We start from the raw sequence: 22104 nt of genomic DNA, 5'->3' as shown, positions 1-22104 counted from the left end.
GAGGGTTTCAGTGACTAAGTACGGGTCTTTCCCCGGGGCGCGGCCGCGGCGGCTGCGCACCACGCCCGCCATGCGGCGGATGGTCGCGGAGACGCGGCTGCATCCCGCCGATCTGATCCTGCCCGCGTTCGTGCGCGAGGGGGCCGGTGCGCCGGTGGAGATCGGGGCCATGCCCGGCGTCTTCCAGCACACCCGCGACAGCCTGAAGAAGGCCGCGGTCGACGCGCTGGAGGCCGGGGTCGCCGGGATCATGCTGTTCGGCGTGCCGGAGGAGTCGAAGAAGGACGCCGTGGGCACGGCGGGCACGGACCCGGACGGCATCTTGCAGGTGGCGCTCCGTGACGTGCGGTCCGAGGTCGGCGACGACCTCATCGTCATGTCGGACCTGTGCCTCGACGAGACGACCGACCACGGGCACTGCGGTGTCCTGGACGCCGAGGGCCGGGTCGACAACGACGCGACCCTGGAGCGGTACGCGGAGATGGCGCAGGTGCAGGCCGACGCGGGCGCCCACGTGGTGGGCCCGAGCGGCATGATGGACGGTCAGATCGGCGTCGTACGCGACGCGTTGGACCAGACCGGCCATGACGACGTGGCCATCCTCGCGTACACCGCGAAGTACTCGTCGGCCTTCTACGGCCCCTTCCGCGAGGCCGTCGGCTCGTCCCTCAAGGGTGACCGCAAGACCTACCAGCAGGACCCGGCCAACACCCGGGAGTCCCTGCGGGAGCTCGCGCTCGACCTCGAAGAGGGCGCCGACATGGTGATGGTGAAGCCCGCGGGCCCCTACCTCGACGTCCTGGCGAAGGTCGCCGACGCGGTGGACGTGCCGGTGGCGGCGTACCAGATCAGTGGCGAGTACTCGATGATCGAGGCCGCCGCCGAGCGGGGCTGGATCGACCGGGACAAGGCGATCATGGAGTCCTTGACGGGGATCAAGCGTGCGGGCGCGAACATGATCCTGACGTACTGGGCGACCGAGGTCGCGCGAAAGCTCTGAAGCCCTGTCTGAAGCCCTGTCTGAAGTCCTGGTGGGAGGCCCTTGACCTCAACCTCGGTTGAAGTCGGAGGGTGGTGTGCATCAACGTTCTTCCCCGCGTTCCGAGGAGCACACCATGCGCGCTGTCGTCCTGCACGAGTTCGGTCCCGCCGAGAACCTGCGCATCGAGACCCTTCCCGACCCCGTGCCGGGGCCGGGGCAGGTGCGGATCGCCGTGCGGGCGGCGGGAGTTCACTTCGTCGAGACCCTCATGCGCCGGGGCGAGGCCGACATGGCGCCCCCGCTGCCCGAACTGCCGTCGGTCTTCGGCGGTGAGGCCGCCGGGACGGTGGAGTCGGTGGGGCCGGGCGTCGGCCCCGAGTGGCTCGGGCGGCCCGTCGTCGTCCCGCGCTCGTCCCCCGGCGGATACGCCGAGCTGACGGTCGCCGACACCGGAACCCTGCATGTGATCCCGGACGGGCTCGGCTTCGAGGCCGCGGTGACCATGGTGATGACCGGGGCCACCACCATGGGGCTCCTCGGGATGGCCGAACTCCTCTCCGACGACGTGGTGTTGGTGACCTCGGCCGCGGGTGGCGTGGGCCGGCTCGTCGTCCAGTACGCGCACGCACTCGGCGCCACGGTGGTCGGCGCGGCCGGGGGCCCTGCCAAGGCCGAGGCCGTACGGGAGCTCGGCGCCGATATCGCCGTCGACTACAACGAGCCCGGCTGGCAGCACCTGGTCGCCGAGCGGCTCGGCGGGCGGCGCGTCACCGCCGTACTCGACGGCGTGAGCGGCGAAAAGGGCGCGGCGGCCTTCGAGTTGATCGCCGACGGTGGCCGGTACCTCGTCATCGGCTGGTCGTCGCAGGACACCTTCGATCCCGACCCGGCGCTGCTCGCGGAGCGCGGCATCACCTTCACCAATGCGCTGCTGCAGCTGATCGAGAACCCCGGGGGCGGCCCCGCGCGCGAACGCGCGGCCCTGGAGGCCGCGGCCAAGGGGCAGTTGGTGCCCACCATTCAGACGTTCCCGCTGGAGCGGGCGGCCGAGGCGCACGCCGCCATCGAGCGTCGGGAGACCACGGGGAAAGTGGTGCTGGTCCCGTAGCCGTGCCCTTGCGGGCGGCTGCCTGTGCATGAGGCTCCGCGTCACCCGGCCAGGGCGGCCTCCGGGGTCGTCTGCCAGTACGTGGTCGTGGCCGTGCTGTCCACGTGCACGCCGCCCGCGGGGAGTTCGACGGACACTTCCTTGCCGACGCTGCCGTGCGTCGACCGGCCCGCGAACCGGACGCCGAGGCGGTGGGCGGTGCGGCCGTGCGCCCCGCTGCCGTCGGCCGCCGAGGTCATGACACCCGCGTACGCCGACTGCCCCGGCTTCAGGGTGACGACCGCCTGCGGGACGGAACCGGTGCCGGTGTCGGCGGGGGCCTGCGCGTCGTCGAAGCGGAGGTAGGGGGCGCCGTAGGCGGAGCAGGACCTGGGGCCGGTGTTGGTGGCGGTGATCAGGAGGTGGTTCACGGGGCGGGCGACCTCGGTGACCCGCACCTCGACGGCGGAGCCCGTGCAGGTGACCGGATCCTTGCCTCGCGCGGTGCGCCGGTTGGTGGCGGGCTGCGACTCCGTGCTGTGCTTGGCAGCTGCCTGTGCGGTGAAGGTGGCCGCGCCCTCGTCCCGGGTTCCGGTGCCGTCCGCGCAAGCTGTCAGGGCGAGGCTGCCGACGGTGATGGCTGCGGCGGCGAAGGCTCGGACGGCGAGTGGGGGACGGGTGTTCGTAACGGTACTGGTGCGGAACATGGCTGATCCTTCGTGATGTGTGCCGGAGCCGACATGCTTGGATGACGAAAGCTTGTGGGGTGGTGCGTCCCCCTCGCCACAGGCACGGGGGAGTTGGGGACGCTGGAACGTTCATACTGACTCTGACCAGGGAAAACGTGACTGCCCTGGAACGACGGTCTGGGATGGGGGAGGGCAGAGATGGCATCGCTCGCGGAGTTGCTCCGGGAGCTCAAGGAGCGGTCCGGGCTCAGCTACGGAGCGCTGGCCAAGCGGCTTCACATGAGCACGTCGACGTTGCACAGGTACTGCAACGGAGATGCGGTGCCCACCGAGTTCGCGCCCGTGGAGCGGTTCGCCCGCCTCTGCAAGGCGACGCCGGACGAACTGGTGGAGGCCCACCGGCGGTGGATCCTCGCGGACGCGGACCGGCGGCGTAAGCCGGAGCCGTCGCCGCCCGCTGCCGCTCAGCAATCCCCCACTGCCCCCGGGCCGGAAACGGAGTCGGACGCACGAGCGGACACCGCGTCGGAGCGGTCCGAGCCCGGCGCCTCGCCCGGTCGCTCGCCCAGTCGCTCGCGCAGGCGGAGCACCATCGTCCTGGCGGCCGCCGTCGCCGCGGTCGTCGGCGTCGGCTCCGTCGCCCTCGCGCTGAACGGCCGCGACGACGACGGGCACAAGCGGCAGCCGGGGACCACCGCATCGTCGGGCCCGAGCGCCGACCACTCCGACGCCCCCAGCAAGGACAGCGGCAAGGACGAGGACAAGAACAAGGACAAGGACGGCGGCAAGGAGAACAAGGGCGGTCCCTCCGCACCGCCCTCCAAGAAGGGCGGCCCGTCGCCCGAGACGCCCCGGGGCGCGGGCAAGGGGACCGACTCCGGCGGCGTGCAGAGCGACAGCGACTTGGTGACGACGCGCACCAAGCCGTACGCCTACGACGACCCCTGCGGCATGGACTTCCTGGTCAACCGGAAGCCCGACGAGGTGCCGCAGCAGCCCGCCGCGCAGGACACCCCGGGCTGGGTCGGCGACCTCGGCGCTGTCGCGTCCGGCAACCAGTTCATTGAGGTGACCGTGCAGGGCCTGGGCAAGGAGACCGTGGTCCTGGAGGGCATGGACGTCCGCGTGCAGAGCACCAGCGCGCCGCTGACCTGGAACAACTACCAGATGGCGACCGGCTGCGGCGGCAACGTGTCCACCAAGTCCTTCCACGTCGACCTCGACGACGCGGCGCCGCGCGTCACGCCCAAGAACGGCCAGCGCGGCTTCCCGTACAAGGTCAGCGAGAGCGACCCCGAGGTCTTCTACATCAACGCCGACGTCGCGTCGCACGACGTGCGCTGGTATCTGGAACTGCGGTGGTCGAGCGGCAAGCGGCACGGCGTGGCCCGGGTCGACGACCAGCAGAAGCCGTTCCGCACCAGCAGCAGTGCGGGCAGGCCCACGTACGGCTGGCCGCCGAACGCCGACAAGTGGGAGAGGCAGCTGCAGGACGGCTGAACTCCGGTACGGCTGAACTCCGGTACGGCTGAACTCCGGTTCGGCTGAACTCCGGTTCGGCTGCCTCGGTTCAGCTGCCCCGGTACGGCCGCGTCCGCATCCCGGAATGGCGCGTGTAGAGGGCATTCACGTGCTTAGGGTGCGGGCGACGCCGTCCGACCCAGGGTGCGGGCGGTGCCGTCCGAGCCGAAGGAGCCTCGCCGTGAGCCGCACCGAGCCGTCCCGTACCGCCACCGCCACCGCCACCGCCGTCGCCCCCACCCCGCCGCTCGCCGCGCGCGCCGCGACGGTGGGCGGCTCGCCGGTACGCGACATCCTCGCGGTCACCGCACGGCCCGAAGTCATCAACTTCGCGGGCGGGTTGCCCGCGCCCGGCCTCTTCGACGGCGAGGGCATCGCGGCCGCGTTCCGTGCGGTGCTCGACGAGATGCCCGAGCGGGCCCTGCAGTACTCGACCACCGAGGGCGAACCCGCGCTGCGTGCCGCGATAGCGGGGCGCACGGCCGTCCGCGGGCTGCCGACCGGCGCCGACGACGTGCTCGTCACCACCGGATCGCAGCAGGCGCTCTCGCTGCTCGCGACCGCGCTGATCGAGCCCGGGGACACCGTCCTCGTCGAAAACCCCTGCTATCTGGCGGCACTTCAGGCCTTCGCCTTCGCGGGCGCGCGCGTGGTCCCCGTGCCCTGCGACGCGTCCGGCATCGACCCCGCCGCCCTCGACGGACTCGTCGCCCTGCACCGCCCCAAGCTGCTCTACACCGTCCCCACCTTCCAGAACCCGACCGGCCGCACGCTGCCGGCCGAGCGGCGCGCGGCGCTCGCCCGGGTCGCCGAGCGGCGCGGGCTGTGGATCGTCGAGGACGACCCGTACGGCGAGCTGCGCTTCGAGGGCGAGCGCGCGCCGTGGATCGCCACGTACCCCGGGGCCGCGGACCGCACCGTCCTCCTCGGCAGCTTCTCCAAGGTCATGGCGCCGGGGCTGCGGCTCGGCTGGCTGCGCGCGCCCGCCGCGCTGCTGCGCGCCTGCACCGTCGCCAAGCAGGCCGCGGACCTGCACACGCCCACCGTCAACCAGCTCGCCGCGGCGCGCTACCTCGCCGACCGGGACCTGGACGCGCACGTCGCCCGCGTCGCGGGCGTCTACCGCGACCGCCGCGACGCGATGCTGGCCGGTCTGGGCAACGCCCTGCCCGAGGGGTCCAGTTGGCTCCGGCCTGAGGGCGGCATGTTCGTGTGGGCGCGGCTTCCCGAGGGGTATGACACGACGGAGCTGCTGCGGACGGTCATCACGCACCAGGTGGCGTACGTCCCCGGCGCCCCGTTCTTCGCGGGCGAACCGGACCGGGCGACGCTGCGGATGTGCTTCGTGACGCAGACGCCGGAGGAGGTCGCGGAGGGGCTGCGGCGCCTGGGCCGGGCGTTTGGTGAAAACTGAGCGAACTCGCGGGACGCCGGGGAGAGTTGTCGGTCCTCGCGTCTAGGGTGACCACTGTTGAGAGTTCATCCGCCTGGGGAGTGCGGATGCTGCACACACTTCATACAGAGGGGATCTTCCATGCGCATGCGCAGTTCAGCCCTGGTCGGCGTCGCGGTGGCCGGCGGCCTGCTCGCCGTCGCCGCTCCCGCGCAGGCCGCTCCCGCGCAGGCCGCCGCCGGTGACCCGGTCGCCGTCAGCTCGTACGCGTACACGAGCGCCCAGGGTGACCACATCGGCCAGGGCGGGTCCGGCACGTACAAGGACCCGCAGAGCCCGATGCAGATCAGGGGGACTGCCGAGTCCCTGACGGTGTCGCTGCCCGACGCGCAGTGGAGCATCGACATCGCGGCGCCCAGGGGCGAGAAGCTGCGCCCCGGCGTCTACCGCGGCGCCGAGCGCGCCGCGTTCCGTACCGGACGCTCGCCCGGCCTCGACGTCAGCGGCGGCAGCCGCGGCTGCAACGAGGTGTTCGGGCAGTTCTCGGTCAACCAGATCGAGACGGACGCGGACGGTACGGTCACCCTCCTGGACGCGTCGTTCACCCAGAACTGCGAGAGTGCCACGGCCCCCGCCCTCAAGGGCGTCGTCAAGTACCGGGCGTACCCGCTCTCGTACCGCTTCCAGAGCGACCCCGGCGACTACATCGGCGGCGGCCGCACCGTCGGCTACACCGGCTCCACCAGCACCTTCAGGGCGACCGGTGACGCATCCCGGGTGCACTACTCGGCCTCCGGGAAGCGCGACGACTGGTCCGCCGACATCGGCGCGCCGAAGGGGCAGGCCTTCGAGGTCGGCAAGACCTACCAGGCCAACCGCTTCGGCGACGACGGCCTCGCGGAGCTCGACGTCCACGGCAACGGCCGCGGCTGCAACACCACGTCGGGCGAGTTCAAGGTGACCAAGCTGGCTCTGGACGAGGCCGGTCAACTGACGGCGTTCGCCGCGACGTTCAAGCAGTTCTGCGGCAGCGGCATCACGGACGCGCTGAACGGCACCGTCCACTACTACGCCTGACCCACCCCCCCGTCAGGACCGCCCGAGCGTCAGAGGCGCTCGGGCGTCAGAGGCGCTCGGGCGTCCTGATGCCGAGGAGCGCCATGCCCTTGTGCAGCGTCCGCGCCGTGAGGTCGCACAGGAACAGACGGTTCTCGACGACTTCCTCCGCCGGACGCGGCCTGATGACCGGGCACTGGTCGTAGAACGTCGTGTACAGCGACGCCAGTTGGTACAGGTACGCGGCCAGCTTGTGCGGCGCGTACTCGGCGGCGGCCTCTGTGACCGTGGCGCCGAACGCGTCCAGGTGCAGGCCCAACGCGCGCTCGGCCGGGGCGAGTTCGAGCTCCGGGTGCGCCGCGGGGGCCGTCTCCGAGCCCGCCTTGCGCAGGATCGACTGGATCCGCGCGAACGCGTACTGGAGATAGACCGACGTGTCGCCGTTGAGGGACACCATCTGGTCCAGGTCGAACTTGTAGTCGCGGCTCGCCGACGTCGACAGGTCCGCGTACTTCACGGCGCCGATGCCCACGTACCGGCCGTTCTCGACGATCTCCTCCTCGGAGAGGCCGATCTTCTCGGCCTTCTCCCGCACGACCGCCGTCGCCCGCTCGACCGCCTCGTCGAGCAGGTCCTCCAGGCGCACCGTCTCGCCCTCACGGGTCTTGAACGGCTTGCCGTCCGCGCCGAGCACCGTGCCGTAGCCCATGTTGTGCGCGGTGACGTCGTCGCTCAGCCAGCCCATCCGGCGGGCCGCCTCGAAGACCATCTTGAAGTGCAGCGACTGACGCACGTCCACCACGTAGAGCAGCGTCGACGCGGTCAGGTCCAGGACGCGGTCGCGGATCGCGGAGAGGTCGGACGCCGCGTACCCGAAGCCGCCGTCGGCCTTCTGCACGATCAGCGGGACCGGCTGGTCGTCCTTGCCGCGGATCTCGTCGAAGAAGACGACGAGGGCCCCCTCGGAGCGGACGGCCACGCCCGACTCCTCAAGCAGACGGGCCGTCTCCGGCATCATGTCGTTGTACGCGGACTCGCCGACGATCTCCTCGTCGCGGACCTCCATGTCCAGCTTCTCGAAGACCGAGTAGAAGTAGACCTTCGACTCGTCGACGAAGCGCTGCCACAGGTCGAGCGTCTCCTTGTCGCCGGACTGCAGGGCGACGACCCGCTTGCGGGCCCGCTCCTTGAACTCCTCGTCCGTGTCGAAGACGGCACGCGACGCCTTGTAGACGCGGTTCAAATTGCTCATCGCCTGCTCGCCGTCGACCTCGTCGGCCGGGGCCAGCTGGCCGGGGTTCTCGATCAGGTACTGGATGAGCATGCCGAACTGGGTGCCCCAGTCGCCGATGTGGTGGCGGCCGATCGTCTTCTCGCCGGTGAAGTCCAGCATGTGGCGCAGGGCGTCGCCGATCACGGCGGAGCGCAGGTGGCCTACGTGCATTTCCTTCGCCACGTTCGGCTGCGCGTAGTCGATGACCGTCGTGCCCGCGGCCGGGTTCAGCGGGACGCCGAGCCGGTCGCCGTCGGCGGCGCGCGCCGCGAGCGTCTCGGTGATCGCCTTGTCGGTGACCGTGACGTTCAGGAAGCCGGGCCCGGACACCTCGACCTCGGCCAGCAGGTCGCCGTGGGTGATCCGCTCGACGACCTGGGTCGCCAGCTCCCGCGGGTTCGCCTTGGCCTTCTTCGCGAGCGCCAGGATGCCGTTGGCCTGGAAGTCGGCCCGGTCGCTACGTCGCAGCAGCGGGTCCGCGGTGCCGGCCTCCGGCAGGGCAGCCGAGAGGGCGTCCGCGAGGCGCTGGTGGACGGAGGCGGTGAGGGACGTGACCGGGGCCATGAGCTTCCGTTCTCGTAAGGTGCCGTAAATGAGGTGCGTCAAGGTGAGCGTCAAGTGTCCCATGAGCGTGGACGCCGTTTCTCCTGGATAAGAGCAACCCCGGACGGACTCGTTCCGTCTGGGACAATGGCTGACGCCGGATTCCGAGAGTGTCGAGGAAAAAAAGGGGACGTGCCGATCGTGGCAGCTCAGAGCACAGATACCACCGACTGGGTCGCCCGCTATGCGGACGAGGTCATCGCCGAGTCGGAGCGTCGTGCCCAGGGCGCGAAACACGAGGGCGCCGCCGCGCAGGTGATCGTCGTCGCCTCCGGACTCTCCCCCTCGGGACCGATCCACCTGGGCAACCTCCGCGAGGTCATGACCCCGCACCTGGTCGCCGACGAGATGCGGCGGCGCGGGCACGAGGTCCGCCACCTCATCTCCTGGGACGACTACGACCGGTACCGCAAGGTCCCGGCCGGTGTCCCCGGCGTCGACGAGTCCTGGGCCGAGCACATCGGCAAGCCGCTGACCTCCGTGCCCGCCCCGGCCGGTTCCGCGTATCCGAACTGGGCCGAGCACTTCAAGGCGGCCATGACCGCGGCGCTCGACGAGCTCGGCGTGGAGTACGACGGGATCAGCCAGACCGAGCAGTACACCTCGGGCGTCTACCGCGAGCAGGTCCTGCACGCGATGAAGCACCGCGGTGACATCGACGCGATCCTCGACCAGTACCGCACCAAGAAGGACCCGGCCAAGGCGGGCAAGGGCGGCAAGCAGTCGCAGAAGCCCGTCGACGAGGCCGAGCTGGAGGCCGCCGAGGGCTCCGGCGCCGCGAGCGAGGACGACGGCAGCGGCGGCTCCAGCGGGTACTTCCCGTACAAGCCGTACTGCGGCCAGTGCGAGAAGGACCTCACCACCGTCGTCTCCTACGACGACGCGACCACCGAGCTCGTCTACACCTGCACGGCGTGCGGCTTCGGCGAGACCGTCCGGCTCAGCGAGTTCAACCGCGGCAAGCTGGTCTGGAAGGTCGACTGGCCGATGCGCTGGGCGTACGAGGGCGTCGTCTTCGAGCCGTCCGGCGTCGACCACTCGTCCCCCGGCTCCTCCTTCGTCGTCGGCGGCCAGATCGTGCGCCAGATCTTCGGCGGCGTGCAGCCCATCGGCCCGATGTACGCCTTCGTGGGCATCTCCGGCATGGCGAAGATGTCGTCCTCCAAGGGCGGCGTGCCGACCCCCGGCGACGCGCTGAAGATCATGGAGGCGCCGCTCCTGCGCTGGCTCTACGCCCGCCGCAGGCCCAACCAGTCCTTCAAGATCGCCTTCGACCAGGAGATCCAGCGGCTCTACGACGAGTGGGACAAGCTGGAGTCCAAGGTCGCCGACGGCTCGGTGCTGCCCGCCGACGCGGCCGCGCACTCCCGTGCGGTGCGCACGGCCGCGCGTGAGCTGCCGAAGACGCCGCGCCCCCTGCCGTACCGGACGCTCGCGTCTGTCGCGGACGTCACCGCGGGCGCCGAGGACCAGACGCTGCGCATCCTGCGCGACCTCGACCCGTCCGACCCGATCACGTCGCTCGACGAGACGCGGCCGCGCCTGGACCGCGCCGAGAACTGGATCACCACCCAGGTCCCGGCCGACGCACGCACCATCGTGCGCGCGGAGCCGGACGCGGAACTCCTGTCGTCCCTGGACGACGCGGGTCGCGAGTCGCTGCGGCTGCTCCTCGAAGGCCTCGACTCGCACTGGTCCCTGGACGGCCTCACGCACCTCGTGTACGGCGTGCCGAAGGTGCAGGCGGGCTTCCCGGCGGACGCGACCGCCAAGGAGCTCCCGGCGGAGATCAAGGTGGCGCAGCGCTCGTTCTTCGCGCTGCTCTACCGCCTCCTCGTCACCCGCGAGACCGGGCCGCGCCTGCCCACCCTGCTGCTCGCCGTCGGCGCCGACCGGGTGCGCAAGCTGCTGGGCGCCTAGCAGCTGGGCGCCCAGCAGCTCGGTGGTGAGTTTCTCGGTGGTGGGCTTCCCTGTGGTGAGCTTCCCGGTGGTGCATCCTTCGGACTACCGGGAGCTCCGCCGGAGGCATGACGCGCGCCCCGCGCACGGCATCGATCATGGACGTATGAAGGAACTCATCGCCATCGCCGGATGGATCCTCGGAGTCCAGGGCGCGCTGGGCGTCGCCGGGCGCGTCTTCGACGACGAGGCCTGGGGCGTGCTGCAGAACTGGTGGCACGTGCCCACGCCGCTGTACGTCGTGCTCTTCCTGGCGGGCACGGGCGTCGCGTTCTACGGGGAGGCCGCGCGCAAGCGCGAGTAGGGCCGCGTCTGAGCCGGACGCGGCCCTTCCGTAGCTGTAGCTGTAGCTGTAGTTGTAGTTGTAGCTGTAGTTGTAGCTGTAACTGTCGTCAGCGATCGGCTCTGCGGCGCCAGGGAGCGGCGACACACAGCAGGCCGAGCGCCGTGGCGAGCGCCGCGGAGGCGAGCGCGCGGCCGCTGTCGTACGGGTGGAGGGGAAAGGCCCAGGCGCGGGGGGACGCGGCCCGGTCCCAGCCCGTGACGGTCAGCGCGCAGGCCGCCGCCAGGACGACGAGCCAGATCCGCCGCTGCCCCACGAACCGCGAGAGCACCAGCGCCAGCCCCGCCCACAACAGGGTGTTGCGGGCGGTGACACCGGCCTGCCGCCCGCCCTCCTCGGCCAGGACGAGCAGACTCGGCGTGAGGGCGACCACGACGGCCGCCGCGGCCAGGGCCACGTCCCAGTGGTGGAGCCGACGAGCGGCGTGCAGTTCGAGCCCGGCCATGCGGCTCTGGAGGCAGGACGCCGCCCAGAGGCCGTAGAGGACCGGGAGCAGGGCGCTCGCCCTCAGCGGCGCGGAGACCCCCGGCCAGCTCGGCAGGTCGAGCACCCGGCCACCCGCGAACCAGGTCAGAGCGAGCAGCAGCGCGAGGCCGGTGGCGATGCGCGCGAGGCCTCTCGCCCGGAGGTACCCGGCCCATTCCCGGGCGAGGGCGTCAGTCGCGGCAGGGAGCATCGGTGATCGCCTCGACCTGGGTACGGGCCCACCGCCGCTGCTCCTTCTCGGACTTGTGCAGCACCTCGCTCACGGCGGGCATCTCGCTGTGCTCACCGAGGGCGCGGGCAAACAGCCACTCCTCAAGGGACTCGCCGGCCGAGGCGAGGCGGTCGATGCCCGCGTCGGTCACCCGGCACGCGGGCGGTGTCGGCATGGTCTCGCCGATCATGCCGTCCATGGCTCCCGCGTCCCCGACGCCGAGCCGGAAACCGTACGACTCGCCGTCGTCGGACGTGTGGAGCCCGTGCTCGTAGAAGCGCCGGGGAACGGGGACCGCCCCGCCCGCCGCCTTCGACACCTTCCGCGCGAGGCGGGCCGTGTGGTCGAGGTGTGCCTCGTTCTCGGGCCATACGCAGACCTGCGGCGCGCCCTTCGCGCAGACCGGGGCGACCGGGTCGCGGTCGACCTGCGGGAAGCCGAGCTGCCCCATGCCCACGACGGCGAGCAGCGCGACCGCGCAGGACGCGCCCGGCAAGAGGAACCGGAACCGGCCGACTGCCGCACGGGCCGCCGGGCGCGCGGCGACGACCGCGAAGCACAGGACCGCCGCGGCAAGGAGCAGGCGGACGCCCACCGCACCCGGGCTCAGCTCGCGGTCGGGGGCCCCGGAGACCACGGTGAGGTTGAAGGGGCTGTCGGAGGCCAGCACGCCCAGGCCGAGGAAAGTGGCGACAGCGACGGCCGCGGGCCCGGCCGGACCTGCCACAAGGCGTCCGACGGCGTGCCCGGCACCCGTGCACACCAGCAGTGCGACGGCGCCGAGCAGCAGATACGAGGGCCACGGGCCGCCCGGCGCGATCCCGCCGAACAGCGGCCTGGACAGGGCGACCAGAGCCACGATCAGATACGGGACCACGACGTACAGGCATGTCGACGCCAGCTGGGCAAGAGACTGCTGCCAGCCGGGGCGCGCCGCACCGTGGGTGAGGCCGTACGCGGTGTTCTCGTGGACCCGCCCCGCCGCCACAGCTGCCGCCGTCGCGGCCATGGGGCCGAGGAAGACCACCGTGGCCTGGGCGGCGGCCGCGGCGCGTGGCCACACCAGGGTCCAGTCACCGGACTGGGCGGCCAGCCAGCCCAGGCCGACCGCCGTCATGCCGAGCAGCCACCAGGGCAGCGGAGAGCGGCGCAGTTCCAGACGTAGAACGCCCATCACACGGCCTCCCGCGCGAGCAGTTTCATATAGCCACGCTCAATGGGGGAATCCCCTCGGTCGTCCGCGTCGGCCAGCGACGCGAGACCGTCCGGCGTTCCCCGGAAAAGGACGGAACCCGCGGTAAAGACCGCGACGGTGTCCGCGGCGGCGGCGATGTCCTCCACCAGATGTGTACTGAACACGACAGCGGAGGACTCCGCCAATTCGCGCAGCAGCTCCCTGAACTCCAGCCGTTGTTCGGGGTCGAGACCGATCGTGGGTTCGTCGAGCACGATCACTTTCGGGTCGGCCACAATCGCCTGGGCGATTCCGCAACGGCGCAGCATGCCGCCCGAGAGCTGCTGCAGCTTGCTTCGCCGCACACCATCGAGTCCCACCCGCCGAACGGCTTCGCGGGAGGCCCCTTCTATTCGTGCTCGCGGCACTTCGCGCAGCCACGCGCAGTAGCGCACGAAGTCAAGGACGGTGAACGACGGAAAGTATCCGAATTCCTGTGGCAGGAAACCCAGTTCACGTCGGGCGAGCCGTCGCGCACGCCGGTCGCTCACATCGTGGCCGAGCAGTTTCACCGTGCCCGCCGCCGGGGCGTCGACGGTTGCGAGGGTTTTGAGCAGGGTCGTCTTGCCGGCGCCGTTCGGCCCCAGGAGGCCGAAGACCCCCTTGCCGATCGCGAGGTCGAGGCCGTCGACGACGGTCCGCCCGGGGTACCCCTGGACCAGACCGTCGACCGTGATCCAGGCCGTCGTCGCCGTGCTCGTGGTGTGTGACGAAGTCATCCGGCTCGCCTACTTCAGCTGAGCGGTGACGTCACGCATGGAGAAACGGCACTCGTTGTGGTGCGTCACCTTGCGGTTGGCGCTGACGTTGCTCCACTCGGAGCGCATGTCGGCCTGCATGGAACAGTCGAATATGTGCCTGACGCGAATGCTCCCCGGCCCGTAGTTCGCGCAGCTTCCCCAACCGGAAGTGTTGAATACCTTCTTGGTGCACGACACCTTCGGAGCGGCCTGCGCGACCGGAGCCGTAATCGCGATGAGGCCTCCACCGACGGCAACGGTGACCACACCGGACATGATGCGACGGGTGATTGACATGTAAGTCTCCTTCGACTTGATTCCCCCCCTGGCCAAACAATTCCCGACAACACATGTAGGGCAGCGCCAGGGACTACGAGAGTATGAATCAAGTAAAGCGAGTGCCAAAATTTGCTATGACGTCAAGGTTGGTGTAGCAGCCATCGGTTACTCGGGCGGTTACTCGGGCGGTTACTCGGGCGGGCGATTACTCGAGCGGGCGGTTACTCGGGCAACGGCAAAGGGCGCCTCGCGGAGATCGCGAAGCGCCCTTTGCCGTGCGGAAGACTTGTCAGGCGATGTGGTCTTCCATGAGTTCGTTGTCCAGGCGGGCCGTGAACTGGTCCATGTAATGGTTGAGTTCACGCGACTGGAGGCGCAGTCCGAAGGCCGCCTCGGCATTGGCCGCGAACGCGCCGGGGGTCGGCATGCCCTCGCCCTCTATCGAGTGCCGGAACACCTGGTACAGGTCGTCGTCGGTGGGGCCGGGACCGGCGCCGGGTGCTGCGCCAGGTGCTGCGCCCGGCTGCGTGGTGCCGTCGCCGAGCGGGCGCGTGCCGCCTGCGCCGTTCGGCACGGGGAACTCCGGTCCGTGCTCGGCGGGGTGGGGCTGCGGGGGCTGGGCCTGCTGGGCTTGTTGGGCCTGTTGGGCCTGCTGGGCTTGCTGGGCGGCGTACACCTGCTGCTCGTATGCCTGCTGCTCGTACGCCTGTTGGCCCTCGTGGCCCCCGTGGCCCCCGCCCTCGCCCGTGCCCTGCTGCCGCTCCTGCTCGGCGTACCACTCGTCGTACGGAGCGACCGGCGCGTACGAGGCGTTGTGCTCCGCGAACCAGGGGCTCGCGTGGTTGGCCACCGGGAGTTTCTCCGCGGGGGCCTCGGACGCCGCGCCCTGCGCGGGCTCGGGCTGGGGCTCACGCTCGGGCTGGGACTCGTGCTCCGGCTCGGACTCGGCTGGCGCGGCGGTCAGTTGCGGCTGGCGGGGCCCGTCGGACGCCCGGGACGCCGGGACCGCGGGGGTCGTCGTGGCCGCCGGGGCGGGCGGCAGCAGCACCGGCTCGATGCCCGCCGCGGCGAGGCCCGCCGGGGCGGTCTCCGCGAGCGGGACGCCGTAGCGCGCGAGGCGCAGCGGCATCAGCGACTCGACGGGGGCCTTGCGGCGCCAGGCGCGGCCGAACCGGGCCTGCAGGCGCGCCTGGTAGACGAGGCGTTCCTGTTCGAGCTTGATGACCTGCTCGTAGCTGCGCAGCTCCCACAGCTTCATGCGGCGCCACAGCTTGAAGGTGGGGATGGGGGAGAGCAGCCAGCGGGTGAGGCGCACGCCTTCCATGTGCTTGTCGGCGGTGATGTCCGCGATCCGGCCCACCGCGTGCCGGGCCGCCTCGACGGCCACCACGAAGAGCACCGGGATGACCGCGTGCATGGCGACGCCGAGCGGATCGCCCCAGCTGGAGGCCGCGTTGAAGAGGATCGTCCCGGCCGTGAGCAGCCATGCGGTCTGGCGAAGCAGCGGGAAGGGGATGCGCAGCCAGGTCAGCAGGAGGTCGAGGGCGAGCAGGACGCAGATGCCCGCGTCGACGCCGATGGGGAAGACCGCCGAGAAGCTGCCGAAACCCTTCTCCTCGGCGAGCTCGCGCACGGCCGCGTACGACCCCGCGAAGCCGATCCCGGCGATGACGACCGCTCCGGCGACGACCACTCCGATGAGTATCCGGTGCGTGCGTGTCAGCTGCATCGCGGCCACCCGCGAACCCCTCCCTGTTCAAGGCCTGTGTCGGCTTGTTGCGAGCGACAGCCTGGCACATGTGTGCGGGAGGCCGTGTGCCGGTACGCCGGGAGCCCGGCCCGCGAGGGGCCGGGCTCCGTCAACTCGCCTGTTCAGGGCGGGCGTTGGCGCGCGTTGGCGCTGGACGCGCTGTGTCAGGACTTGCTGTCGTCGCCCTTGCCCTTGGGCTTGTCCGACTCCTTGGACTTGGTGTCGTCCTTCTTGGGCTCGTCCTTGGCCCCGTCCTTCTTCGGCTCGTCCTTCTTGGGGGCGTCGGACTTCGAGTCGTCGCCCTTCGGCTTCTCGCCCGCACCGGAGGACGCCTTGCCGCTGCCGTTGGCGGAGACGACCGCTGCCACGGCCTCCTTCGCCGCCTGCTGCGCGTCCTTCGACAGCTTGCCCGCGTCGGGGGCCTTGTCGCCCGCGAGACCCGCGCCGTTGAGATCGACGACGATGACCGCGTTCTCCATGCGCGTGACGAAGGTCTGCTGCTTGAAGGTGTCCTTGTCCTTCTTCAGGTCGTACCGCACGAGCGTCGCCTGCTGGCCGACGCCCTGCACCGGCTCCGTCTTGACGCCCTTGGCGTCCTTGGTCGCCTTGGCGTCCTCGACCTGCTTGGCGAAGCTGTCCTGCGCGCGCTTCGCACCGCTGCCGAGGGACGCGTCGGACTCGAAACGCAGCAGCGAGACGCGCAGCCAGCGGAACTGGGAGCCGTCCACGCCGTTGTTGTCGAGGCTGTCCCAGGAGCAGCTGCCGCGCAGCGCCGTGTCGCTGGACGTGCCGGTCTTGCCCGACTTGTCCTTCGCCTTCGGCACCAGGTCCCCGAGCGTCTTCTTCGACAGGACGTCGCAGGGCTCGGGGAGCTTGGCGTACGCGGCCTTCTCCACGCTCGCGGCCTTGTCGCCGCCCTTGGCCGGGGCCGAGGCCTTACCGCCGGAGTCCTTCTTGGCCCCGTCGGAGCCGGAGCCGGAATCGGAGTCGGAGGAGCAGCCGGCGACGAGGATCACCGGTACGGCGGCCGCGCAGACGAGGAGGCGGCTGCGGAGCTGTCGCTTTCGCTGTGCAGGTCGGTGCATGGTTCCTTCACTCTGTTCGTCTCGTGACGTCCAGTTCGTCTCGTGACGTCGTCGGGTCCGAGGGGCCACGGTACGCGCATGGGACAGCGGACGGCTCCGGTTCGGGCGAGCCGGACGGCCTTCCGTACCCGCCCCGTCCGGCCTCTACTCGTTGAACTCTCCGGCCAGCCGGTCGGCCAGGTCCTGCGCCTTGTCCTGCATTTCCTTGCTGTCGGGGACATCCGTGCGGCGGCCGGGCTGCTCGTCGTACTCGATGGTCACGATGACGTTTGACGTGCGGAACACCACAGTCACGGTGCGGTGACGGGAGGCCGAGGCGGCGGTGGTCAGGGCGTCGTCGAGGAAGGCCTCGTCGCCGAGGTCGGGGAGGGTGCGGGGCTCCAGGCCGGGGGGCGGGGTGGCGGGGTGGGAGGTGGCGCCGTCCTGCGAGCCACCGTCCTGCGAGCCATCGTCCTGTGAGCCACCGTCCGCCTTCCCCTCGCCGCCCTTCCCGTCCTCGCCCCCGTTCTTGCCCTGCTCCTCGTCCTCGTTCTTGCCCTCGCTCTTGCCCTTCTTGCCGCCCTGGGCCTTGTCGCCCGACTCGGGGGCATCGGTCTTGCCGGTCTTGCCGGACTCGCCGGACTCGCCGGACTCGGTCCCGTCGCCGTCGCCGTCGTCCTCACCGTTCCCCTCGCCCTCGCCCTCGCCCTCGTCCTCTGACGCGGATGCGGAGGGTGGGGTGAGCCCCGCCTCGCGCAGCTTCGACGCGTAGATCTCCGCGGCGCGGGCGTCGTCGCTGACCGTGCCGTCGTACGACACGACGCGCTCGAAGTCGACGAGGAGATGGTGGGTGGCGCCGGAGGACTCGATCTTCCAGTTGCAGCCCACGCGCCGGTCGGTGTCGTACGTCACCGTGGGCGTGCCCTCGTACGCCTTCTCGCGCTGCTCGGTGTCCTCCATCTCCACGATGCCGGGCAGCATCGCGTCGAGGGTGCCGTGATCCACCTCGCCGCACGGCTCGGGAAGCGTGCGGTACTTGCCGGGCTGCGCCACGGCGGTGGAACTGCCGCTGCCGCCGGGCTTCGCGTCGTCGCTCTCGTCGCCGAGGCCGGACCCGCCGGAGCAGCCGGTCAGGATCGCCGCGAGGAGTGCGGCGACACCGGGGACACAGGCCTTGGCCTTCCGCTGCACCGTGGTGGCTCCTCTCGCCTGGCTGTCTCTGCCTGGATATTGGGTTGCCGCTGGTGGGCGACCGATGGAGACAATGTGTATCGCACGCACTGCCGTGGACGCCGGTCCGTCACCCCTTTCGTTGACCTTGGCGCCGGTATTTGCGCTTCCTGGCTTGTAGTTGATTACGGGGGATTGAGGGCGAAATGTCATATGTAGAGGTTCCGGGTGCGAAGGTACCGATCCGGATGTGGACGGACCCGCGGTCGGTCGAGGACGCGGCGATGCGGCAGCTGCAGAACGTGGCGACGCTGCCCTGGATCAAGGGCCTGGCCGTCATGCCGGACGTCCACTACGGCAAGGGTGCGACGGTCGGCTCGGTGATCGCCATGCAGGGCGCGGTGTGTCCGGCGGCGGTCGGCGTCGACATCGGCTGCGGCATGTCGGCGGTCAGGACATCGCTGACCGCGAACGACCTTCCGGGTGACCTTTCCCGCCTGCGCTCCAAGATCGAGCAGGCGATTCCGGTGGGGCGGGGCATGCATGAGGACCCCGTGGGGCCGGGGGGTTTCCATGGGATGGGGACGGCTGGGTGGGATGACTTCTGGGGGCGGTTCGAGGGGGTCGCGGAGGCGGTGAAGTTCCGGGAGGGGCGAGCGGTCAAGCAGATGGGAACGCTCGGGGCGGGCAACCACTTTGTAGAGTTTTGTATTGATATGTCCGATTCGGTTTGGCTCATGCTGCACTCCGACTCCCGCAATATCGGCAAGGAACTCGCCGACCACCACATGGGCGTGGCCCAGCACCTTGCGCACAATCAGGGCCTGGTCGACCGCGACCTCGCGGTCTTCATCGCGGACACTCCGCAGATGGCGGCGTACCGCAACGACCTGTTCTGGGCCCAGGAGTACGCGAAGTACAACCGCGCGATCATGATGGCGCTCTTCAAGGACGTGGTCCGCAAGGAGTTCAAGAAGGCCAAGCCGACGTTCGAGCAGGAGATCTCCTGCCACCACAACTACGTCAGCGAGGAGCGTTACGAAGGGATGGACCTGCTGGTCACCCGCAAGGGCGCGATCCGCGCGGGCAGCGGGGACTACGGCATCATCCCGGGCTCCATGGGCACCGGCTCGTACATCGTGAAGGGCCTCGGCAACGAGGCGTCCTTCAACTCGGCGTCGCACGGCGCCGGTCGGCGCATGAGCCGGGGCGCGGCGAAGCGCCGCTTCTCGACGCAGGATCTGGAGGAACAGACGCGGGGCGTCGAGTGCCGCAAGGACTCGGGCGTCGTGGACGAGATCCCGGGCGCGTACAAGCCGATCGAGCAGGTCATCGACCAGCAGCGCGACCTCGTGCAGGTCGTCGCGAAGCTGAAGCAGGTCGTCTGCGTGAAGGGCTGAAGGGGTGCGCCCTCAGCCCTTCACGCCCTCACTCCGCGCGCCTACTTCTACTTCGCGTGGGTGACCGCGTAGATCATGACGAACGCGACGATGTGGATGCCGAAGAGGAAGTACGCGAGGTACCACCACATCATCCGTTCGTTCTTCTTCTCCTCGGCGAGGCGGCGGGACTCGTGCTCGTGGGTGAGGCGTTCGAGCGGGTCGGGGGAGTCCGCGGAGTAGGCGGGTCTGCCGGGGTCGTCGCCCGGGAGCGGCATCGTCACGACTCCCTGTGGACCTTGGTGTTGGACGCCTGGGCGCGCGGGCGGACCACCAGGAGGTCGATGTTGACGTGGGCCGGGCGCGTGACCGCCCAGGTGATCGTGTCCGCCACGTCGTCGGCGGTGAGCGGCTCGGCGACGCCCGCGTAGACCTTCGCGGCCTTGTCCGTGTCGCCGCCGAAGCGGGTCAGTGCGAACTCGTCCGTCTTGACCATGCCGGGGGCGACCTCGATGACGCGGACCGGGGTGCCGACGATCTCCAGGCGGAGGGTCTCGGCGAGGACGTGCTCGGCGTGCTTGGCGGCCACGTAGCCACCGCCTCCCTCATACGTCCCGTGGCCCGCCGTGGACGAGAGGACGACCACCGTGCCGTCGCCGCTGGCGGTGAGCGCGGGCAGCAGGGCCTGCGTGACGTTGAGCGTGCCGATGACGTTCGTCTCGTACATCTGGCGCCAGTCCGCCGGGTCGCTGGAGGCGATCGAGTCCGCGCCCAGCGCGCCGCCCGCGTTGTTCACCAGGACGGCGATCTTCTTGAAGGCCGTCGCGAAGGTGTCGACCGCGGCGCGGTCGGTGACGTCGAGCGCGTACGCGACCGCGTCGTGCCCGGCGTCGGTCAGCTCGGCGGCGAGCGCCTCGATGCGGTCCTTGCGGCGCGCGGTGAGGACGACGCGGTAACCGGCGGCGGCGAGGCCGCGGGCGGTGGCGGCGCCGATACCGCTGCTCGCGCCGGTGATGATCGCGATGCGGGTGGCGGCGGCGGTCATGGGCGCTCCTCGGGCAGGCGGGGCTCGGCGTCGGTGCCGATGTGACGGGTCCACGGCCAGGATATGCGCGTGATATGCGCGCGGTTCAGCGGCCTCTCGGGGCGTACATGATCACGGCCATTCCGGCGAGGCAGACCAGCGCGCCGACCACGTCCCACCGGTCGGGGCGGTAGCCGTCCGCAACCATGCCCCAGGCGATGGAGCCCGCCACGAAGACCCCGCCGTACGCGGCGAGGATGCGGCCGAACTCGGCGTCGGGCTGCAGCGTGGCCACGAATCCGTAGATGCCGAGCGCGACGACGCCCGCGCCGATCCAGGCCCAGCCCTTGTGCTCACGCACGCCCTGCCAGACGAGCCAAGCGCCGCCGATCTCGAAGAGCGCGGCGAGCACGAACAGGGCGGCGGAGCGGACGATCAGCATGGTCGACAGGGTGGCATGCGGGTCCTGTCGGGCCGTACGAGGCGGAATCCTGCGTCGTACGATTGCTGTCCGGTGCAGGTAGGGCGGATCGCGGAGCTGACCGGTCTGACGACGGGCTCTGCGACGCGGCTCGTCGACCGCAGGCCGAGTGCGGTGTCGGAGGGGGAGAGGCCGAGGCCGTCGATGGAGGTGCGGGGTCGCCGGAGTCCTTCCGGAGGAGGCGGACGGCGGCGAGGAGTGCGGCGCCGCCGAGTACGAGGTTGATCAGGAACATGGGGCGCCAGCCGAGGCCGCCGAGGTCGGCGTCGATGAGGAACCCGGCGAGGACGGGCCCGCCGACGGCGGAGAGTCCCATGACGGGGCCCAAGAGGCTGAACGCCTTGCCGATCTGTTCGCGGGGCCAGGTGGCGCCGAGGATGCCGAACCCCTGCGGGATGACGAGGGTGCCGGGGGTGGGGGCAAGGCCGCAGGCGAGCGAGGCGAGCGTGAAGCCGGTGAGGCCGAGGAGGAAGAGGCGGCGCCGCCCGAACTTGTCGCCGAGGCGGCCGCCGACGACGAGGAAGACGCCGAGGGCCAACGCGTAGGAGGCGCCGAGTCACTGGACGAGGGCGGGGCCGCCGCCGAGGTATTTGGCCGCCCGGCGGCTGTATGCGCAGGCCCGCACCTACACCACGCCCGCACCTACACCTACACCGCGCCCGCACCATGCCCGTACCTACGCGCACGCCCACGGCGCCCAGCGTTACGTCAGCCCCACACGCCAGTCGTTGCAGGCATGCCAATTGCCCTTCGGATACTCGACGTTCGCCTCGCCGCGCAGCGTGAAGCCCGCCTTCCGGCAGACCGCGTTCGATGCGCCGTGGTCCGTAGCGGGGAAGGCGTGCAGGGAGGTGTGGCGCCCCGCCGCCCTCGCCTCCGCGGTCACCAGCCGCGCCGCGCCCGCGGCGACGCCCCTGCCCTGGAACTCGGGGAGCACGCCCCAGCCGGTCTCCCAGACCGTCTCGCCCTGCCAGACCGTCTCCCAGTACCCGATCGAACCGGCCGTCTCGCCGTCCAGCGTGATGCGGAACATCCGGCCCTTGTCGTCGAGGCCCAGATAGCGGCGGTGGCGGTCCACCACCTTCTCGTGCGTCTCGGGGCCGCCCAAGTGAGCTGTCATGCCGGGGGTGTTGAGGCGCAGCAGCAGGGCGAGCCCGCCTTCGTCCACCCAGGGTTCGAGACGCATCGCCGGTGCCTGTGATCGCTCCATTCCCCCACGGTAGGCGGAGGGTCTGACAACGAGCCGAGACCGCCCTCCGTCCTCGCCCTCAGCCCTCAGCCCTCAATGCGACCCGTACGCCGTCGGCGGCACCCCCACGGTCGCCGTGAAGTCCCGTACGAGATGGGCCTGGTCAGGGCGGCAGAGGAAAGGGGGGGGAA

21 protein-coding genes and 2 pseudogenes are annotated in these 22104 nt (G+C 70.7%); 9 read left to right on the top strand and 14 right to left on the bottom strand.

The features are described from left to right. The first annotated feature begins 10 nt into the window (after positions 1 to 10). The gene (hemB, locus tag ABZ953_RS34100; protein WP_361732420.1) at positions 11 to 1000 is read left to right on the top strand and encodes a porphobilinogen synthase; all 990 of its coding nucleotides are present in this window, start codon (positions 11 to 13) and stop codon (positions 998 to 1000) included. 115 nt (positions 1001 to 1115) lie between these two features. Then, a complete protein-coding gene (locus ABZ953_RS34095; RefSeq protein ID WP_361732417.1) occupies positions 1116 to 2090 on the top strand; it encodes a zinc-binding dehydrogenase in 975 nt (324 codons plus the stop codon). A gap of 41 nt (positions 2091 to 2131) precedes the next feature. Here the strand turns inward: ABZ953_RS34095 and ABZ953_RS34090 are convergent, their stop codons facing one another. Then, entirely contained in the window at positions 2132 to 2776 is a 645-nt protein-coding gene (locus ABZ953_RS34090) for a DUF4232 domain-containing protein (RefSeq protein WP_361732414.1), read from the bottom strand. 180 nt (positions 2777 to 2956) lie between these two features. Here ABZ953_RS34090 and ABZ953_RS34085 point away from each other — a divergent pair, with 180 nt between their 5' ends. The 3 genes from ABZ953_RS34085 (at position 2957) to ABZ953_RS34075 (ending at position 6749) form a co-directional block, all read left to right on the top strand. Next, positions 2957 to 4258 carry a helix-turn-helix transcriptional regulator gene (locus ABZ953_RS34085; protein ID WP_361732411.1) on the top strand — a complete coding sequence of 434 codons (1302 nt, stop codon included), beginning with the start codon at positions 2957 to 2959 and terminating at the stop codon, positions 4256 to 4258. Positions 4259 to 4460: 202 nt separating this feature from the next. Beyond that, positions 4461 to 5693: a PLP-dependent aminotransferase family protein gene (locus tag ABZ953_RS34080; protein WP_361732408.1), complete on the top strand. Its 1233-nt coding sequence runs from the start codon at positions 4461 to 4463 to the stop codon at positions 5691 to 5693. Between the two features lie 126 nt (positions 5694 to 5819). Continuing rightward, positions 5820 to 6749 carry a hypothetical protein gene (locus ABZ953_RS34075; protein WP_361732405.1) on the top strand — a complete coding sequence of 310 codons (930 nt, stop codon included), beginning with the start codon at positions 5820 to 5822 and terminating at the stop codon, positions 6747 to 6749. Positions 6750 to 6795: 46 nt separating this feature from the next. On the opposite strand, the gene argS is transcribed toward ABZ953_RS34075, so the two are convergent. Beyond that, on the bottom strand, positions 6796 to 8565 hold the full coding sequence (gene argS / locus ABZ953_RS34070) for an arginine--tRNA ligase (RefSeq protein WP_361732402.1): 1770 nt from the start codon (positions 8563 to 8565) through the stop codon (positions 6796 to 6798). A 171-nt stretch (positions 8566 to 8736) separates the two neighbouring features. Here argS and lysS point away from each other — a divergent pair, with 171 nt between their 5' ends. Both lysS and ABZ953_RS34060 read left to right on the top strand, forming a co-directional pair. Beyond that, positions 8737 to 10524, top strand: coding sequence for a lysine--tRNA ligase (gene lysS / locus ABZ953_RS34065; protein WP_361732399.1), 1788 nt, complete (start codon positions 8737 to 8739; stop codon positions 10522 to 10524). Between the two features lie 145 nt (positions 10525 to 10669). After that, positions 10670 to 10867, top strand: a complete 198-nt coding sequence (locus tag ABZ953_RS34060) for a hypothetical protein (RefSeq protein ID WP_361732396.1) — start codon at positions 10670 to 10672, stop codon at positions 10865 to 10867. An 88-nt stretch (positions 10868 to 10955) separates the two neighbouring features. Here ABZ953_RS34060 and ABZ953_RS34055 read toward each other — a convergent pair whose 3' ends face one another. The 7 genes from ABZ953_RS34055 to ABZ953_RS34025 all read right to left on the bottom strand — a co-directional run bounded on the left by ABZ953_RS34055 (position 10956) and on the right by ABZ953_RS34025 (position 17861). Then, positions 10956 to 11582: a hypothetical protein gene (locus ABZ953_RS34055; RefSeq protein ID WP_361732393.1), complete on the bottom strand. Its 627-nt coding sequence runs from the start codon at positions 11580 to 11582 to the stop codon at positions 10956 to 10958. Beyond that, the gene (locus ABZ953_RS34050) at positions 11563 to 12777 is read right to left on the bottom strand and encodes a hypothetical protein (protein WP_361732390.1); all 1215 of its coding nucleotides are present in this window, start codon (positions 12775 to 12777) and stop codon (positions 11563 to 11565) included. The genes ABZ953_RS34055 and ABZ953_RS34050 overlap by 20 nt, the downstream gene beginning before the upstream one ends. Further along, positions 12777 to 13556, bottom strand: a complete 780-nt coding sequence (locus tag ABZ953_RS34045; protein ID WP_361732387.1) for an ATP-binding cassette domain-containing protein — start codon at positions 13554 to 13556, stop codon at positions 12777 to 12779. Before ABZ953_RS34045 ends, ABZ953_RS34050 begins: the two co-directional genes overlap by 1 nt. A 9-nt stretch (positions 13557 to 13565) precedes the next feature. Next, positions 13566 to 13874, bottom strand: a complete 309-nt coding sequence (locus ABZ953_RS34040; protein ID WP_361732384.1) for a hypothetical protein — start codon at positions 13872 to 13874, stop codon at positions 13566 to 13568. 271 nt (positions 13875 to 14145) lie between these two features. Then, positions 14146 to 15585, bottom strand: coding sequence for a DUF2637 domain-containing protein (locus ABZ953_RS34035; RefSeq protein ID WP_361732381.1), 1440 nt, complete (start codon positions 15583 to 15585; stop codon positions 14146 to 14148). 185 nt (positions 15586 to 15770) lie between these two features. Continuing rightward, positions 15771 to 16691 carry a DUF3558 domain-containing protein gene (locus ABZ953_RS34030; RefSeq protein WP_361732378.1) on the bottom strand — a complete coding sequence of 307 codons (921 nt, stop codon included), beginning with the start codon at positions 16689 to 16691 and terminating at the stop codon, positions 15771 to 15773. Between the two features lie 144 nt (positions 16692 to 16835). Continuing rightward, positions 16836 to 17861: a DUF3558 domain-containing protein gene (locus tag ABZ953_RS34025; RefSeq protein WP_361732375.1), complete on the bottom strand. Its 1026-nt coding sequence runs from the start codon at positions 17859 to 17861 to the stop codon at positions 16836 to 16838. 185 nt (positions 17862 to 18046) lie between these two features. On the opposite strand from ABZ953_RS34025, the gene ABZ953_RS34020 reads away from it, so the two are divergent. Continuing rightward, positions 18047 to 19240 (top strand): RtcB family protein, encoded by a 1194-nt coding sequence (locus ABZ953_RS34020; RefSeq protein ID WP_361732372.1) that lies wholly within the window; start codon positions 18047 to 18049, stop codon positions 19238 to 19240. Positions 19241 to 19287: 47 nt separating this feature from the next. On the opposite strand, the gene ABZ953_RS34015 is transcribed toward ABZ953_RS34020, so the two are convergent. The 3 genes from ABZ953_RS34015 to ABZ953_RS34005 form a co-directional block, all read right to left on the bottom strand. Further along, positions 19288 to 19497 (bottom strand): hypothetical protein, encoded by a 210-nt coding sequence (locus ABZ953_RS34015; RefSeq protein WP_361732476.1) that lies wholly within the window; start codon positions 19495 to 19497, stop codon positions 19288 to 19290. Positions 19498 to 19499: 2 nt separating this feature from the next. Continuing rightward, a complete protein-coding gene (locus ABZ953_RS34010) occupies positions 19500 to 20264 on the bottom strand; it encodes an SDR family NAD(P)-dependent oxidoreductase (protein ID WP_361732369.1) in 765 nt (254 codons plus the stop codon). Between the two features lie 85 nt (positions 20265 to 20349). Next, positions 20350 to 20685: a YnfA family protein gene (locus tag ABZ953_RS34005; protein WP_361732366.1), complete on the bottom strand. Its 336-nt coding sequence runs from the start codon at positions 20683 to 20685 to the stop codon at positions 20350 to 20352. A 69-nt stretch (positions 20686 to 20754) separates the two neighbouring features. On the opposite strand from ABZ953_RS34005, the pseudogene ABZ953_RS34000 reads away from it, so the two are divergent. Beyond that, positions 20755 to 20826, top strand: a pseudogene (locus ABZ953_RS34000) (MarR family transcriptional regulator); the annotation flags it as partial. Positions 20827 to 20899: 73 nt separating this feature from the next. Here ABZ953_RS34000 and ABZ953_RS33995 read toward each other — a convergent pair. Both ABZ953_RS33995 and ABZ953_RS33990 read right to left on the bottom strand, forming a co-directional pair. Then, a pseudogene (locus tag ABZ953_RS33995) lies at positions 20900 to 21262 on the bottom strand (MFS transporter); the annotation flags it as partial. A gap of 165 nt (positions 21263 to 21427) precedes the next feature. Next, positions 21428 to 21934, bottom strand: coding sequence for a GNAT family N-acetyltransferase (locus ABZ953_RS33990; protein ID WP_361732363.1), 507 nt, complete (start codon positions 21932 to 21934; stop codon positions 21428 to 21430). Between the last annotated feature and the right edge of the window lie 170 nt (positions 21935 to 22104).

This window comes from Streptomyces sp. NPDC046465 (assembly GCF_040646035.1).
In the GTDB taxonomy this organism is placed as follows: domain Bacteria; phylum Actinomycetota; class Actinomycetes; order Streptomycetales; family Streptomycetaceae; genus Streptomyces.
This window is presented reverse-complemented; position numbering and strand designations above follow the sequence as displayed.